12 protein-coding genes are annotated in these 16,715 nt (G+C 60.8%); 5 read left to right on the top strand and 7 right to left on the bottom strand.

The window, feature by feature from the left end; all coding sequences use genetic code 11:
- Window positions 1-102 precede the first annotated feature (102 nt).
- Entirely contained in the window at window positions 103-1,425 is a 1,323-nt protein-coding gene (locus AB4P90_RS20975; RefSeq protein WP_003193136.1) for a putative porin, read from the top strand.
- A gap of 32 nt (window positions 1,426-1,457) precedes the next feature.
- Here the strand turns inward: AB4P90_RS20975 and AB4P90_RS20980 are convergent, their stop codons facing one another.
- The 5 genes from AB4P90_RS20980 to aceK form a co-directional block, all read right to left on the bottom strand.
- Entirely contained in the window at window positions 1,458-1,694 is a 237-nt protein-coding gene (locus AB4P90_RS20980; RefSeq protein ID WP_020302662.1) for an anti-sigma factor, read from the bottom strand.
- Complete coding sequence (locus AB4P90_RS20985; RefSeq protein WP_014719433.1) at window positions 1,688-2,302, bottom strand: RNA polymerase sigma factor; 615 nt, start codon at window positions 2,300-2,302, stop codon at window positions 1,688-1,690. The genes AB4P90_RS20980 and AB4P90_RS20985 overlap by 7 nt, the downstream gene beginning before the upstream one ends.
- A gap of 145 nt (window positions 2,303-2,447) precedes the next feature.
- Entirely contained in the window at window positions 2,448-3,569 is a 1,122-nt protein-coding gene (locus AB4P90_RS20990; protein WP_003193141.1) for a beta-ketoacyl-ACP synthase III, read from the bottom strand.
- Between the two features lie 184 nt (window positions 3,570-3,753).
- Complete coding sequence (hrpA, locus tag AB4P90_RS20995) at window positions 3,754-7,665, bottom strand: ATP-dependent RNA helicase HrpA (protein WP_395605347.1); 3,912 nt, start codon at window positions 7,663-7,665, stop codon at window positions 3,754-3,756.
- A gap of 205 nt (window positions 7,666-7,870) precedes the next feature.
- Window positions 7,871-9,580, bottom strand: coding sequence for a bifunctional isocitrate dehydrogenase kinase/phosphatase (gene aceK, locus AB4P90_RS21000; protein ID WP_395605348.1), 1,710 nt, complete (start codon window positions 9,578-9,580; stop codon window positions 7,871-7,873).
- A gap of 162 nt (window positions 9,581-9,742) precedes the next feature.
- Here aceK and AB4P90_RS21005 point away from each other — a divergent pair, with 162 nt between their 5' ends.
- A complete protein-coding gene (locus AB4P90_RS21005; protein ID WP_014719437.1) occupies window positions 9,743-10,627 on the top strand; it encodes a DMT family transporter in 885 nt (294 codons plus the stop codon).
- A 32-nt stretch (window positions 10,628-10,659) separates the two neighbouring features.
- Here the strand turns inward: AB4P90_RS21005 and AB4P90_RS21010 are convergent, their stop codons facing one another.
- Complete coding sequence (locus AB4P90_RS21010; protein WP_014719438.1) at window positions 10,660-11,520, bottom strand: DMT family transporter; 861 nt, start codon at window positions 11,518-11,520, stop codon at window positions 10,660-10,662.
- 420 nt (window positions 11,521-11,940) lie between these two features.
- Between AB4P90_RS21010 and AB4P90_RS21015 the strand changes: the two genes are divergently transcribed.
- Window positions 11,941-12,732: a CPBP family intramembrane glutamic endopeptidase gene (locus AB4P90_RS21015; protein WP_019820478.1), complete on the top strand. Its 792-nt coding sequence runs from the start codon at window positions 11,941-11,943 to the stop codon at window positions 12,730-12,732.
- A 108-nt stretch (window positions 12,733-12,840) separates the two neighbouring features.
- Entirely contained in the window at window positions 12,841-14,406 is a 1,566-nt protein-coding gene (locus AB4P90_RS21020; RefSeq protein ID WP_014719440.1) for a PAS domain-containing methyl-accepting chemotaxis protein, read from the top strand.
- Between the two features lie 102 nt (window positions 14,407-14,508).
- Here the strand turns inward: AB4P90_RS21020 and AB4P90_RS21025 are convergent, their stop codons facing one another.
- On the bottom strand, window positions 14,509-15,201 hold the full coding sequence (locus tag AB4P90_RS21025; protein WP_166405759.1) for an alpha/beta family hydrolase: 693 nt from the start codon (window positions 15,199-15,201) through the stop codon (window positions 14,509-14,511).
- A 79-nt stretch (window positions 15,202-15,280) separates the two neighbouring features.
- On the opposite strand from AB4P90_RS21025, the gene ccoN reads away from it, so the two are divergent.
- Entirely contained in the window at window positions 15,281-16,705 is a 1,425-nt protein-coding gene (gene ccoN / locus AB4P90_RS21030; RefSeq protein ID WP_019820482.1) for a cytochrome-c oxidase, cbb3-type subunit I, read from the top strand.
- Window positions 16,706-16,715: the final 10 nt, after the last annotated feature.

Consider the following 16,715-nt stretch of genomic DNA (forward strand, 5'->3'; position numbering starts at 1 on the left):
TTTTAGAGCGTCCGGGTCTACCGGGCGACATTTTTTCCGTCCGTCATGGGTCGGTTGTGTCCTGGAGGGTGTTGCCCTCCCTCCTCACTTTCGGAGATTGATATGCGTCTTGCTTCCACTAAAACTGCGGCGGTCCTGTGTGGCGGCCTGTTGCTGGCACTGAGCGTTCCGGCCAGCGCTGCAGTCGACGCTAAATTGCTCGACATGCTCAAGGCCAACGGCCAGATCACCGCGGCGCAGTACACCGAACTGCAAATGGAACTGGCCAGGGATCAGAAAGAGCAGCAGATCGCACGCCAGGCTCAACAAGAGACCAACGAGCAGATCGCGGCCACCGCGAAAAAAACCAACGAGCTGAGCAGCTTCGACCAGAAATTGGCTTGGGCAGCCAAGACCCAGTTCAAGGGTGACGTGCGCTTCCGCCAGGAAACCATAAAGATCGACGGCGAACCCAACAACGGTGGGCGTGACAAGGACCGTCAACGCATTCGTGCCCGCCTGGGTGCCTACACCGAAATCAACCCGCAGGTGGACACCGGTATCCGTATCGCCACCGGCGGCGGCGATGATGCACGCTCCACCAACCAGGACCAGGATGGCTACTTCGATAAGAAGTCGATCTGGCTGGACCTCGGCTACATCGACTACCACCCGGACCAGATCAAGAACCTGCACGTGATCGGCGGCAAGATGCTGCAGCCGTGGGTGAACATGGGCGATGTGATCTGGGATAGCGACATCAACCCTGAAGGCCTGGCCGTCACCTACAAATACCCACTGGGTAGCAGCGCGGAGCTGTTCGGTAGCCTGGGTAACTACAACCTCAAGGACAACGTCGACGGTGACGGCGTGCAATTTCGCCATGACCTGCGCCTGACGTCCGGCCAGTTGGGTACGCGTTTCTCGGTCACCGACAACCTGAAAATGACCTTGGGCGGCAGCATCTACGCCTACAAGAACGACGAAGACAGCCGCTGCACAACCACCACCACGCCTTGCGCATTGGCGGTCAACGGCAACTCGGCCAACAACGAATTCCGCCTGTACGAAGGCTTTGCACAAGCAGACATCGGTGGCCTGGCTGTGCCGCTGTCGTTCTACGGCCAGTACGTGAAAAACAACGATGCGGTGACCGACCAGGACACCGCCTGGTTGCTGGGTGCCAAGTCCAAGGTGTTCGGTTTGAACCTGGACTACAACTACCGCGACGTTCAACGTAATGCCGTCGTCGGCGCCTTCACCGATTCGGACTTCGCCAACGGCACCACCGGCTCGCGCGGTCACAAGATGAAAGTCAGCTACGACATCGACAAGAACTTCGCCATCGGCGCCACCTACTTCCTGACCAAGGCTGACTTTGCCAGCCGGACCCAGCGCGATGCCGACACCAACACCTTGCAGTTGGATGCTGAAGCCAAGTTCTAACGCTTAACATGTAGGAGCGAGCAAGCTCGCTCCTACATGATGTCTTTAAGCCGCTCGGCTGCCAGTTGTTCGGCCAGCGCATCAACCCCCTCCACCGGCTCCTGCGGCATACGCTTGAGCGTTGCCTGCATCAGGCGCATCTGACGGATAAAGCGCCGGCAGTTCGGGCAGAACATCAAGTGATGACGCACCAGCAGACGCTCCCGAAAGGTCAATTGCCCATCGAGGTAGTCACTGGAACGCGCTACTTGTTCTTTACAGGTCAACATTCACCCGTTTCCTCAAAATGCTCCACCGTGGCGAAGACTTTAAGCCGCGCTCGATGCAACAGCACACGGACGTTGGAGAGTGAAAGGGTCAGAAGATTACAGATTTCTTCCAATTCCAGGCCCTGGCGTTCACGCAGTACCAGCACACTGCTTTGCAATTCGGACAAACTCAGAATCGTATGCTCCAGGCACTTGCGCAATTCATCTTCGGTCAGCAGCGCTTCCGGGGTGTCCTGGTGCCAAGCGTAAGGGGCGACAGCCCAATGGCCATCATCCGGGCTGAAGCGGTCATCGCCGATAGTGCCGTGAGGCGAGGGTAAATCGTCGAGAAGGACTTCCCGACGATTTTGTTTGTAACGGCTCTTTGCGGAATTGGCAGTGATCGTCAATAACCATGTCTTGAGGCTAGATCGCCCTTCGAACTTGGCCAGGTTGCGCACCACCGAGAGCCAGGCATCTTGCACCACCTCATCGGCATGGCGCTGGCCGACGATGGCATACGCCACTGCCCGCATCGCACTCTGGTACGTGTTGACCAAATCCTTATAAGCCCGCTGCTCACCCTTGAGCAGGCGTTCAAGCAGGTGCGCATCGTCCGCTGCGGCCATCGTTTACCTCAATCTTGCCGTGGAAATACGCTCAATGTGGGAGCTGGCTTGCCTGCGATCCAGACGACTCGGTGATTCAGGCACACCGAGCCGATGCCTTCGCAGGCAAGCCAGCTCCCACAGTTGACCGCGTCCGGCCACATACTCAGCGTTTGCGCAGGATCACACTGCCAATCGAATACCCGGCGCCAAAGGAGCTGAGTACGGCAACCGCGCCCTTGGGCAGGTCATCCTGATAAGTGTGGAACGCAATCACCGAGCCGGCCGAGCTGGTATTGGCGTAAGTATCGAGGATCACCGGTGCTTCTTCTACTGACGCGTCGCGCCCCAGCAGTTTCTTCACGATCAGATGGTTCATGCTCAGGTTGGCCTGGTGCAGCCAGAAACGCTTCACATCAGTGACACTCAGCTGGTTTTCTGCCAGGTGCTCGCCGATCAATTCGGCCACCATCGGGCAGACATCACGGAACACCTTGCGGCCTTCCTGCACGAACAGCTTGTCGGGGGCGCCGATGCCCTCTTCCGCCGTGCGATTGAGGAAGCCAAAGTTGTTGCGGATGTTGTTGGAGAACTTGGTCAGCAGCTTGGTACTCACCACGTCGAACTGATGTTCGGACGTCGCCAGGTCAGCACGCTCCAGGATCACCGCCGTGGCGGCATCACCGAAGATGAAGTGGCTGTCACGGTCACGAAAGTTCAGGTGGCCGGTGCAGACTTCCGGGTTGACCATCAGGATCGCCCGGGCCTGGCCCAACTGGATGCTGTTGGCCGCGTTCTGGATGCCGAAGGTGGCCGAGGAACACGCCACGTTCATGTCGAAACCGAAACCCTGGATACCCAAGGCTTCCTGGACTTCAATGGCGATCGCCGGGTAGGCGCGTTGCAGGTTGGAGCAGGCGACAATCACGCCGTCGATGTCGGCGGCGGTCTTGCCGGCGCGCTGCAGGGCTTGTTCGGCGGCACCGATGGCCATCTGGCAAAGCACCGACCATTCATCGTTGCTGCGCTCGGGCAGGCGCGGAGCCATGCGCTGTGGATCGAGGATGCCGTCCTTGTCCATCACAAAACGGCTCTTGATGCCGGATGCCTTTTCGATGAATGCCGCGCTCGACTCGGTCAGCGCCTGCACATCGCCACGTTCGATAGCGGCGGCGTTGTCGGCGTTGAACTGTTGTACGTAGGCATTGAAAGACTGCACCAGCTCTTCGTTGGAAATGCTGTTGGCCGGGGTGTACAGGCCAGTGCCGCTGATGACGACGTTATGCACGGTCGTTCCTCTAAATCTGTCAGGCAGAAGATATTGGTACCGTCGTACCAAAATTAAAGTCGTTTGATGTCATCCAGCGGGCATCAAACTGGCAATGCTTTTATTCAATCTTGTGACCGCGAAGTTTGCCACAACACCGGGGATTTGGCGCTATAGGCCAAACAAACACCTTGCGGCAAGGGCTTCAGGGCTCTACCTGGCTCCACTGCTTGCTCAGGCGTTTATCGGAAATCGGCACTTTGGTACCCAACTGCTGGGCAAACAGCGACACCCGGTACTCCTCCAGCCACCAGCGATATAGCTCCAACTGCGGGTCGCGCTTGCCTTCCTGGGTGTGTTTGTTCAGGCGGTTCTGGTACTGCGCCCACAGGCCGCCCAATTCGCTGCTCCACACGCGGTCCTTTTGCACCTGGCTCGGCAGTTTTTCCAGGCGCAGTTCGATAGCCTTGAGGAAACGCGGCAGCTCCTTGAACCACTGGGCTGGGGTTTCCCGCACAAAACCTGGATACACCAGGTTGCTCAGTTGCTGCTTGATATCGTTCAAGGCCACGGCCTGGGCCAGGTCGATCTTGCCCTTGAAGCGTTTTTGCAGGCCGTGCCAAAGTTTCAGCACTTCCAGGGTCAGGCGCGCCAGGCGTTCGGCGTGCTCAGTCCAACTGCCGCGCTTACGTTCAGCCAAGGCCGCCAGGCCAGCGCCATCGCGTGGCAGGCTGGCTTCGCCTTCAAGTACACAGGTATCGAGGCTGGCCAGCAGGATGTCTTCCACCAGCGCGTCGATTCGCCCCAGTTCACGGTACATCAAGCCCAGTTCGGTCAGGCCCGGCAATTTGCCGCGCAGGAATTTCGCCGGCTCCGCCAATTGCTGCATCAGCAGGCGCTGCAAGGCGCGACGGTGCTGGAACTCGGCTTCGGCAGCGGTGGAGAAGCGCCCCTCCTTGACCGTGCCGTTCTCTTCCACCAGTGCCGGATACACCGTCATCGACAGGCCGGCGATGTTCTGCTGGGTCTTTTGCGCCACCGCCGCAAACACCTTGGCCTCTACCGGCTGCTGGCTTTTCGCGGTTTGCGGCACCGCCAAGGCGGCCTGGCTGGCTTCGGCGAACCGTGCAGTCAGCTCGGCCAGGTCACGGCCTTCGCCGAGGAACTTGCCCTGGCCGTCGACCACTTCCAGGTTCATCTTCAGGTGGTTTTCCACCTGTTGCGCCGCCTCGGCCCACGCCTCATCGCTGACCCGCGCACCGGTCATGCGCAGCAATTCACGCCCCAGCGCCTGGGGCAGCGAGCCCTGGCCGAATTCGATGCGTTGCAGCGCGGCCTTGACGAAGTCCGGCACCGGCACGAAGTTTTTGCGCAGCGCCTTGGGCAAGTTGCGCACCAGAGCGATGCACTTGGCTTCGATCAACCCCGGCACCAGCCACTCCAGGCGCTCGGCTGGCAACGCCGGCAACAACGGCGCCGGCACCCGCAGGGTCACGCCGTCACGGGGGTGGTTGGGTTCGAAGTGGTAACTCAAGGCCAGGGCCAGGTCGCCCAGGTGCAAGGTGTCCGGGTAATGCGCGGCGGTGACTTCACTGGCCTCGCGGGCCAGTACGTCTTCTTCACGCATGATCAGCAGTTGCGGGTCTTTCTGGCTGTTGACCTTGTACCAACTGTCAAAGGTGGCGGTCTGGTGAATCTCTGCGGGCAGGCGCGCATCGTAGAAGGCGTACAGGGTTTCTTCGTCGGCCAGGATGTCGCGACGGCGGGCCTTGGCTTCCAGCTCGTCGAGTTGCTCCAGCAGTTTCTGGTTGGCCGTCAGGCACTTGGCCCGGGACTGAATCTCGCCGCGCACCAGGCCTTCACGGATAAACAACTCACGGGACACCACCGGGTCAATCGGCCCGTAATGCACCGGCCGACGCCCTACCACGATCAGCCCGAACAGGGTGATCTGCTCAAAGGCCACCACCTGGCCACGCTTCTTCTCCCAATGGGGTTCGAAGTGGCTTTTCTTGATCAGATGCCCCGCCAGCGGCTCGATCCAGTCGGCATCGATCTTCGCCACCATGCGTGCATAGAGCTTGGTGGTTTCCACCAGTTCGGCGGTCATCAGCCATTGCGGGCGCTTCTTGCCGATGCCCGACGACGGGTGAATCCAGAAGCGACGCTGGCGCGCCCCGAGGTAATCGCCGTCTTCGGTCTTCTGGCCGATCTGGCTGAGCAGGCCGGACAGTACCGCTTTATGCAGCTTCGGATAGTCGGCGGGCTCTTTGTTGAGGCTCAGCTGCATGTCGCGGCAGATCAGGCTCAATTGACGATGGGAGTCGCGCCACTCGCGCAGGCGCAAGTAGTTGAGGAAGTTTTTGCGGCACCAGTTGCGCAACGGGCTGGCGGTCAGTTCCTGGCGCTGCTCCTCGAAACCGCGCCACAGGTTGACCAACCCGGCGAAGTCCGAATCCGGGTCTTTCCACTGTGCGTGGGCTTGGTCGGCCGCTTGTTGACGCTCTGGTGGGCGCTCGCGCGGGTCCTGGATCGACATGGCGCTGGCGACGATCAACACTTCCTGCAAACTGCCGAGCTTGGCCGCTTCCAGCAACATGCGGCCCATGCGCGGGTCCACCGGCAAGCGGGCGAGCTGGCGGCCCAACGGCGTGAGCTGGCTGTTGCGGTCGACCGCCGAGAGTTCTTGCAGCAGGTTGAAACCGTCGCTGATGGCCTTGCCATCCGGCGGTTCGATAAACGGGAAATCGGTGATCTCGCCCAGGCGCAGGTGCAGCATCTGCAGGATCACGGCCGCGAGGTTGGTGCGCAAAATTTCCGGGTCGGTAAATTCCGGGCGCCCGATAAAATCTTCTTCGCTGTACAAGCGCACGCAAATACCCGGTTCAACCCGGCCGCAACGGCCTTTACGCTGGTTGGCGCTGGCCTGGGAAATCGCCTCGATGGGCAGGCGCTGCACCTTGGCGCGGTAGCTGTAGCGGCTGATGCGTGCCGTGCCGCTGTCGATCACATAGCGAATGCCCGGCACCGTCAGCGAGGTTTCCGCAACGTTGGTCGCCAGTACCACGCGCCGGCCTGGGTGGGACTGGAAAATGCGCTGTTGCTCGGCCGGTGACAGCCGTGCGTACAACGGCAAAATCTCGGTGTGTTTGAGCTGCGCCTTGCGCAGCATGTCGGCCGCATCACGAATCTCGCGCTCGCCGGGCAGAAACACCAGCACATCGCCGGGGCTGCGTCGCTCGCTGCGCTCATAGGCGGCGATTTCATCGAGGGTGGCGAGGATCGCCTGGTCGACGGTCAGGTCGTCCTCGACGCGGTTGCCCTCCTCGTCCTGTTCCAGGGTGAGGGGGCGATACCAGGTGTCCACCGGGAAGGTACGGCCCGACACCTCGACTATTGGCGCATCGTCGAAGTGCTTGGAAAAGCGCTCCAGGTCGATGGTCGCCGAGGTGATGATAACCTTCAGGTCGGGGCGGCGCGGCAACAGGGTCTTGAGGTAGCCGAGCAGGAAGTCGATGTTCAGGCTGCGTTCGTGGGCTTCGTCGACGATGATCGTGTCGTAGCGCTCGAGGTAGCGGTCGTTCTGGGTTTCGGCCAGCAGGATGCCGTCGGTCATCAGCTTGATCAGGGTGTTGGAGTCACTCTGGTCTTCGAAGCGCACTTGGTAACCGACCAGCGCACCCAATGGCGTGGACAGCTCTTCAGCGACACGGCTGGCGACACTGCGCGCTGCGATCCGGCGTGGCTGGGTGTGGCCGATCAGACCGTACTGGCCGCGACCGATTTCCAGGCAGATTTTCGGCAACTGGGTGGTCTTGCCCGAACCGGTCTCACCGGCAATGATCAGCACCTGGTGCTTGAGCAGCGCGTCCTTGATCTCATCGCGCTTGGCGGCAATCGGCAGGCTGTCGTCGTAGCGGATCACCGGCAGGCTGGCGCGCCGCGCCGTGACCTGTGCACAGGATGCCTGCATCCGCGCCACCCACTGCGCCAGCTTGTCCTCATCGGGCTTCTTGCGCAGCTCAAGCAACTGCCGGCGCAAGCGGTGGCGGTCGGCGAGCATGGCGTGATCGAGGGCTTTGAGCAGTTGGTCGAGGGTGGGTGCTTGGTCTGTCATCAGCTATTTCGACGGTCATCTATTTATGCACGGCCGGCAAGTGTGGCAGAAAAGCAGCCCATCTGGCAGGCAGTTGAGCTTCAACGGGTGTAAACCGAACCAAAATGTGGGAGCGGGCTTGCTCGCGAAAGCGGTGTGTCAGTCACAGATGTATCAACTGAACCACCGTATTCGCGAGCACGCCCGCTCCCACAGGGGCAATAGGTTATAGCGGGTCTTTGCGGCGGTAGGGGAATACGTCGATCACCTTACCGGCACGAATCGCGTCCTGCAGGCCCTTCCAGTAATCGGCGTTGTACAACTCGCCATGCAACTCGTCGAACAACTTGCGCTGGCCGGCGTCGGCAAACAGGAACGGCGGGAATTCCTCGGGGAACACGTCCAGCGGGCCGATGGAGTACCAGGGCTCGGAGGCCATTTCATCCTCGGGGGTGCGCGGCGCGGGGATATGGCGGAAGTTGGCTTCGGTGAGGAAGCAGATTTCGTCGTAGTCATAGAACACCACGCGGCCGTGGCGGGTGACGCCAAAGTTCTTCAGCAGCATGTCGCCGGGGAAGATATTCGCTGCCGCCAGTTGCTTGATCGCCAGGCCGTAATCCTCCAATGCTTCGCGCACCTGAGCGGGGTTGGCGTTGTCGAGGTAGAGGTTGAGCGGGGTCATGCGTCGCTCGGTCCAGCAGTGGCGGATAAGCACGGTGTCGCCCTCCACTTCGACAGTACCGGCGGCGACTTCCAGCAGCTCGGCCAGGCACTCGGGCTCGAACTTGCTCAAGGGGAAGCGGAAGTCGGCGAACTCCTGGGTGTCGGCCATGCGCCCTACCCGGTCGACGCTTTTCACCAGGCGGTACTTTTCGATCACCGTGGCGCGGTTGACGTTTTTCGACGGCGAGAAGCGGTCCTTGATGATCTTGAACACCGTATTGAAACCCGGCAGCGTAAACACGCTCATGACCATGCCGCGCACGCCGGGGGCCATAATGAACTGGTCATCGGTGGTGGCCAGGTGGTTGATCAGCGCGCGGTAGAACTCGGATTTGCCGTGCTTGTAGAAACCGATGGAGGTGTACAGCTCGGCAATGTGCTTGCCCGGCAGAATGCGCTTGAGAAAGCCAATGAATTCCGCTGGCACGGGCACGTCGACCATGAAATAGGAACGGGTGAACGAGAAGATGATCGACACGTCGGCTTCGTCGGTGATCAACGCATCGATCTGAATGCCACGCCCTTCGCGGTGCAGCAGCGGAATCACCAACGGCCATTGTTCGTCGCGGGTGTAGATGCGCCCCACGAGGTAGGCGCCTTTGTTGCGATACAGCACCGAGGAAAACAACTCGACCTTGAGGTCCGGGTCCTTGCACACCCAATCCGGCAGGTTTTCCCGCAACTGGGCTTCGAGGCGGCGCAGGTCGGCGGGCAGGTCGGCGTAGGGCTCGCTGAAGCGGTAGTCAGAGAAAACCTGCGCGAGCATGTCCGCTATTTTACCGGCCGGCGTGTAGATACGGGTTTGCGCCGCCCGCGCCCGGCGCAGGCTCGGCCGGGTAGTGTGGATGAACATGCAGCCGTCGCTGATCAGGTCATGGCTGAACAGGCCGCAGAAGATCGAGTTGTACCAGGTCTCGGACAGTTCATCGTCAAAGCGCAGGTCGATCAGGCCGATATAGGCGCTTTTTACCAGGGGCCACTGGCCGATGTCATGCAACGGCGCAGGGTCAAAACTGGCGCGCAGGCGGGTCGTGACCTCAGCGACTTTCTCTTCATAGAGGTTGATGCGCGCGGCCGACGCGGCCTGCCCCTGCTGCCACTGGGCCTTCTCGAAACGCTCACGGGCGCCATCGGTGATCTGGCGGAAGTGTTCACGGTAATCGTCGAAACCGTCGAGGATCATCCGGGCGACAGCGAGGGCGGACTGCGACATGCGGGAAACCTCGAACGGGTATCTGGAAGCCCAGAGCTTAGCCAGTGAACCGAGGCAGGAGAAGAATGATTTTGCGCAGGGGTGAACTGACTGCAATTAGCCATTGTGCCGACCTGCCCGCTGGGCAACACTTCTGCGCCCCATTTGGCGTAGGAGTTTTCCGTGAGACCTGTTGACACCCTGTATCTGCTGGGGCTGGCCGCCATTTGGGGCGCGAGTTTCCTGTTTATGCGCATCATCGCCCCGGAAATCGGCACAGTGCCCACCGCGTTTTTCCGCGTGTCGATTGCCGCCGCGGGCTTATTAGTGATCCTGGCGATGATGCGCGTGAGCTGGGATTTCAAGGGCAAGTTCAAGACGGTCCTGTTGCTGGGCGTGATCAACTCGGGGATTCCCGCGACGATGTACTCGGTGGCGGCACAGGTACTGCCGGCAGGTTATTCGGCGATTTTCAACGCCACCACGCCGCTGATGGGCGTGCTGATTGGCGGGCTGTTCTTCAGTGAGCGCCTGACGCCATCGAAAATCGCAGGGGTCGCCCTGGGGCTGTTTGGCGTTGCCGTGCTCACGCGTGCGGGGCCGGTGGCCTTTGATCTGGAATTATTGATGGGCGCACTGGCGTGCCTGCTGGCAACCACGTGCTATGGCTTTGCCGGTTTCCTGGCGCGGCGTTGGCTGGACCAGCGCGGCGGGTTGGACAGCCGTCTCTCGGCCTTGGGCAGCATGTTGGGGGCGACGTTGTTTCTGTTGCCGTTCTTTGCCTACAGCGCCATCAGCCATCCACCGGCGAGCTGGGGCGGCTGGCAGGTGTGGTCGTCTCTGCTGGGATTGGGGCTGGTATGTACGGCGTTCGCCTACATTCTGTACTTCCGCCTGCTGTCGTCCATCGGCCCGGTCAAGTCGATGACCGTGACCTTCATGATTCCGCCGTTCGGCGTGTTGTGGGGTGCGTTGCTGTTGGATGAGCCGCTGTCCATGGCCCACCTGTATGGCGGTGTGCTGATTGCCGGGGCGTTGTGGTTGGTGCTGCGCCCGCAAAAACTGTAGGAGCGACCAATCTCGCTCCTACAGGGGTGGGTTTATTGCTTACGGAATACAAACACCAAGCCGACGATGATCAACGCCATTCCCAGCACACTCAACAAGGCCAGGCGATTACCGAAGATCAGGTAGTCCATCACCGCCGTCACTGCTGGCACCAGGTAGAACAGGCTGGTGACATTCACCAGGTTGCCCCGGGCGATCAGGCGGTACAGCAACAACGTCGCCAGCACGGACACCACCAGCCCCATCCACAGGACCGGCAGGTAAAAACGCGCACTGTGTTCAAAGTGGAACGGCTGGAACGGCACGAACACCGCGCACAGTAGCAACCCGGCCAGGTATTGCAGTGGCAGCGTGCCCAAGGGGTTGTCGGTGATGCGCTTTTGCATGATAGAGCCAAACGTCATGCTCGCCAGCGCCAGCAGCCCGAACACCATCCCGGCCAGAGACATGCCCGCCAACCCGATGCCCTGGTACACCACCATGATCAAGCCCGCCAACCCCAACCCCAGGCCGAACAACCGGCGCCAGGAGCGTTGGCGCTCCATCAGTACCACGGTAAGGATCGGCTGCACGCCCATGATGGTCGCCATCACCCCAGGGGTGACGTTGAGGTCCAGGGCCAGCAGATAGAAAATCTGGTAGGCCCCCAGCAAGACCAGGCCCGTCGCCGCCGCATACAGCAGCGGCTTGCCGGGACGTGGCAGCTTCAACTTGAGGATGGGTACCAACACCACCAACCCCATCAGGGCGATGGCAAAGCGGATCAGCAGAAAGGCAAAGGGCGAAGCATGGGCCAAGCCCAACTTGGAGAAGATCGCCCCGCTGCTCCACAGCAGGACAAACACGCTCGTCGAGGCCGCCGCGGCCACGGATTGTTTCGAAAGCACAGACATGGTTACCACCTGTTATCAGGCTAAAAAGCCGACTCAGTAAAAACTGAATTTCAGTAGGTTTTTTTCAGGCAGGCACGGGGCAACAGCGAATCGCTGATCAGCCCGAAATGCCAACGCCCGGCGGTGATACGACTGCGTACACCGGCGTGCTACTGACAGGTGGGGGGTAGTGACTGATCTGCGCAGGCTGCTTGCCACGGCACGGCACGACCACAGCGTTGACCGCTGAATCGACTACCGCTATGCGCTGGGAAGCTGGCATGTGCTGATCTTTTTGAAGGGATGAAGACGCGACGACTATAACCAGCCGCAAATACATTTTGCAATCCTTTCCCCTCACCCTGTGGGTGGAGGAGTTTTCATGCCGTCCAGGCAGACCGCTCGCTATAATGCCGCCCAGTTTTTTTCCAAGGATTTCACATGATTGCTTTGCCCTGGCTGTACCTCACCCTACTTTCCATTGGCTATGTCGTGGCTTTGATCTACGGCCAACTGGGCGTACTGGCGGCGGTCTCCATCGCACTGTTGCTGGTGGCCGGGTACGCCGTGCGCCAGCAACGCAACCCTTGGGCACGCTACTTGGGCCACGGCTTGTTTATCGTCCTGGCCCTGGGCCTGGCGATGCACTGGCTACCGGGCTTCTATAACGGCCGCGGTATTGCGCCCCAGCGATTTACTCCGGACTCAGTGCCCTTCTCGATGTACCTGAACCAGGACAAACCCCTGATCGGCTTCTGGCTGTTGCTGGCCTGCCCGTGGATTGTGGCGCGGCGTTCATTGCGCCTGTCGATCTGCGTCACAGCCATGGCCCTGACTCTGGCCGCCATCGCCGCCTTGGGTGGCGCGGCCCTGCTGGGGATGATCAGTTGGGCACCCAAGTGGCCGGACGAGGCGTGGCTGTGGGTGTTGAATAACCTGCTGCTGGTGACGTTGGTCGAAGAAGCGCTGTTTCGCGGGTATATCCAGGGCGGCCTGAGCCAACGCTTCAAACACCTGCCCTATGGCGAGAACCTCGCGCTGCTGCTGGCCTCGCTGTTATTCGGCCTGGTGCATTTTGCTGCGGGTTGGCAGTGGATGCTGCTGGCGGGTATTGCGGGCGTGGGCTACGGCCTGGCGTATCGGTTCGGCGGGCTAGGCGCGGCGATTGCCACGCATTTTGGCTTGAATCTGCTGCACTTCGGGTTGTTTACCTACCCGATGCTCGCCGGCTAAGCCTGCCTTCTACAGAGGCAACGCTGTTCGCAGGATTGTTGCAAAAATAAGTTAAATAAATGCCCCGCATGGCCGATACCCCCTGAAAGCCTTGCGGATTGAACAATCATGCGTAATAACCAACCCGTTACCCAGCGCGAACGTACCTTCCCCGCTCAGCAACGGTTGATCTCCACCACAGATGCCAAGGGTGTGATTACCTACTGCAACGACGCCTTTGTCGAAATCAGTGGGTTCACCCGCGAAGAACTGGTGCGCGCGCCACACAACCTGGTGCGTCACCCGGATGTGCCGCCGGCCGTGTTCGCGCATATGTGGTCCACGCTCAAACAAGGCTTGCCATGGATGGGCATTGTCAAGAATCGCTGCAAGACCGGTGACCACTATTGGGTTAACGCCTATGTGACGCCGGTCTTCGACGGTAACCAGGTGATCGGCTACGAATCGGTGCGCATCAAGCCCACCGCCGAGCAGATCCGCCGGGCCGAAGCGCTCTATCAACGCATCAACCAAGGCAAGTCGGCCGTCCCCCAACGGGACAAGTGGCTGCCGGTGTTGCAGGACTGGCTGCCGTTTATCCTGGTCAGCCAGTTGAGCTTCATGATCGGCGCCACCCTCACCTCCCAATGGGGCTTTGCCCTGGCAGCGGCGCTGTCGGTGCCGTTGGGCCTGCTGGGCTTGAGCTGGCAACAGCGCGGTCTCAAGCGTTTGCTGCGCCTGGCCGAACAGACCACGTCCGACCCGTTGATCGCGCAGATGTACACCGACAGCCGTGGCGCACAAGCGCGCCTGGAAATGTCGATCCTCAGCCAGGAAGCGCGTCTGAAGACCTGTCTTACCCGCCTGCAGGACACCGCCGAGCACCTCAACGACCAGGCCGCGCAATCCAACACCCTGGCGCACAACAGCTCCAGCGGCCTGGAACGCCAGCGCGTGGAAACCGAACAGGTGGCCACTGCGGTAAACCAGATGGCGGCGACCACCCAAGAAGTGGCCAGCCACGTGCAGCGCACCGCCGACGCCACCCAGGAAGCCAACCGCCTGACCGGCCGCGGCCGCGATATCGCTGGGGAAACCCGCGAGGCGATTCAGCGTCTTTCGGCAGCCGTTGGAGAGACCGGTGTGACCGTCACGCAACTGGCCAAAGACAGCGATGAAATCGGCGGCGTGGTTGATGTGATCAAAGGCATTGCCGACCAGACCAACCTGCTGGCACTCAACGCCGCTATCGAAGCCGCGCGTGCCGGTGAGATGGGCCGTGGTTTTGCAGTGGTCGCCGATGAAGTGCGCCAACTGGCGCAGCGTACGGCCGAATCCACCGGGCAGATCCATACCCTGATCGCCAAGCTGCAACACACCGCGGCTGCGGCCGTGCAAACCATGGACGCCGGGCACCGCCAAGCCGAAGAAGGTGTGGCACGGGTGATGGAAGCAGACCAGGCCTTGGTAGGTATCAGTGAGGCGGTGGCCAATATCACCGACATGACCACCCAGATCGCAGCCGCAACCGAGGAGCAAAGTGCGGTGGCCGAGGAGATCAGCCGCAACATCAGCACCATTGCGCTGTTGGCGGACCAGACCTCGGAGCAGGCGATGAACTCGGCGCAACTGAGTGAAGAGTTGACGCATACCGCCAATACCCAGTATTCGCTGGTAGAGCGTTTTAACCGATAAACTGCTATCGCAGGCAAGCCAGCTCCCACACTGGACGGTATTCACCGATAGAAATAGGTGAACCCAGCCCAATGTGGGAGGGGGCTTGCCCCCGATAGGGCGCTAACAGGTCCGGAGAAACTCAGCCACCTGCACCGCCGCCGCCTCCAAGTGCTGCTCATGGCTGAACCCCGAAGCCTTCAGCGGCTTCAAGTCATGGTCCCCCGCCGCCAACCACATCACCTCAATGCTCTCTGACAAGTCATAACTCTGCACCGCCGCACGATTGCCCAAGGCATCGCGCTCGCCCTGCACAATCAAGGTGGGCGTCGTAAGCGCAGCCAAGTGCTCCACCCGGGGTTTCTCTGGCTTGCCCACCGCATAGAACGGATAGCCCAGGCACACCAACCCATCGGCGCCCAGTTCATCGGCCAGTAAACTGGCCATCCGCCCGCCCATGGACTTGCCACCCATCGCCAGTTTCCCAGCGACATGACGTCGCACCTCGGCATACACCTCGCGCCAGCACTCCAGCAGTTTCGGCGCCGGATTCGGGGGGCGTTTGCCGCCGTCCACGCGACGCTGTGCCATGTACGGAAACTCGAAGCGCAACACGCTCACGCCATGCCCGGCAAGGCGTGCGGCCATATCGTTCATGAACGCAGAGTCCATCGGTGCGCCAGCGCCGTGGGCCAGGATCAGCGTGACCGGCTCACCCGACGTCGCGCCGGTGGCGACATCCCACAACCAGCCATGTTCCCGTACACACTGCGCCCATTGATCCCCGTCAATACTGGCCTTGTGCTCTTTGCCCATGCTTGCCTCGCTTTTTAGTCTGCCTATAACTCCAGCCCAAGTGCCGCACTTGCTTGGGTTGAACCGTGGATGGGGAACCATGAACACTACTTTAAGTACCGCCTATAACTACAAGGTGGTCCGCCAATTCGCCATTATGACGGTGGTGTGGGGCATCGTCGGCATGGGGCTCGGGGTTTTTCTCGCTGCCCAATTGGTTTGGCCTGCGCTCAACTTCGATTTGCCTTGGACCAGCTTCGGTCGCCTGCGCCCTTTGCACACCAACGCGGTGATCTTCGCGTTCGGTGGCTGTGCGCTGTTCGCCAGCTCCTTTTACTCGGTGCAACGCACCTGCCAGACGCAGCTGTTCGCGCCGAGAGTCGCCGCGTTCTGCTTCTGGGGCTGGCAGCTTGTGATCCTGCTGGCCGCGATCAGCCTGCCACTGGGCTACACCAGCTCCAAAGAATACGCCGAGCTGGAATGGCCGATCGACATCCTGATCACCATTGTCTGGGTCGCCTACGCCATCGTGTTCTTCGGCACGATCATGAAGCGCAAGACCAAGCACATCTATGTGGGCAACTGGTTCTTCGGCGCGTTCATCATCACCGTGGCCATCTTGCATATCGTCAATAACCTGGAAATCCCGGTCAGCCTGACCAAGTCCTACTCGCTGTACGGCGGGGCGACGGATGCCATGGTGCAGTGGTGGTATGGGCACAACGCGGTAGGCTTTTTCCTGACTGCGGGTTTCCTCGGCATGATGTACTACTTCGTGCCCAAGCAGGCCGAACGCCCGGTGTATTCCTATCGCTTGTCGATTGTGCACTTCTGGGCGCTGATCACCCTGTACATCTGGGCCGGCCCTCACCACTTGCACTACACCGCCTTGCCGGACTGGGCGCAGTCCCTGGGCATGGTGATGTCACTGGTGCTGCTGGCGCCAAGCTGGGGCGGCATGATCAACGGCATGATGACCCTCTCGGGTGCCTGGCATAAGTTGCGCAGCGACCCGATCCTGCGCTTCCTCGTCGTCTCCCTGGCCTTCTACGGCATGTCGACCTTCGAAGGCCCGATGATGGCGATCAAGACCGTCAACGCCCTCTCCCACTACACCGACTGGACCATCGGCCACGTACACGCCGGGGCGCTGGGCTGGGTGGCGATGATCTCCATCGGCGCGCTGTACCACATGATCCCGAAAATCTTCGGTCGCGAGCAGATGTACAGCCTCGGCCTGATCAACGCGCATTTCTGGCTGGCCACCATCGGCACCGTGCTCTACATCGCGTCGATGTGGGTCAACGGCATCGCCCAGGGCCTGATGTGGCGTGCGGTCAACGAAGACGGCACCCTCACCTACTCCTTCGTCGAAACTCTGGTGGCCAGCCACCCTGGCTTCATCGTGCGTTTGGTGGGCGGTGCGATCTTCCTCAGCGGCATGTTCCTGATGGCTTACAACACATGGCGCACCGTGCGTTCGGCGCAACCTGCCGAAGTCACCGCTGCCGCGCAGATGGCCTGAGGAGTCGATG

It is taken from the genome of Pseudomonas sp. B16120, assembly GCF_044218845.1.
Classification (GTDB): Bacteria; Pseudomonadota; Gammaproteobacteria; order Pseudomonadales; family Pseudomonadaceae; genus Aquipseudomonas; species Aquipseudomonas paracarnis.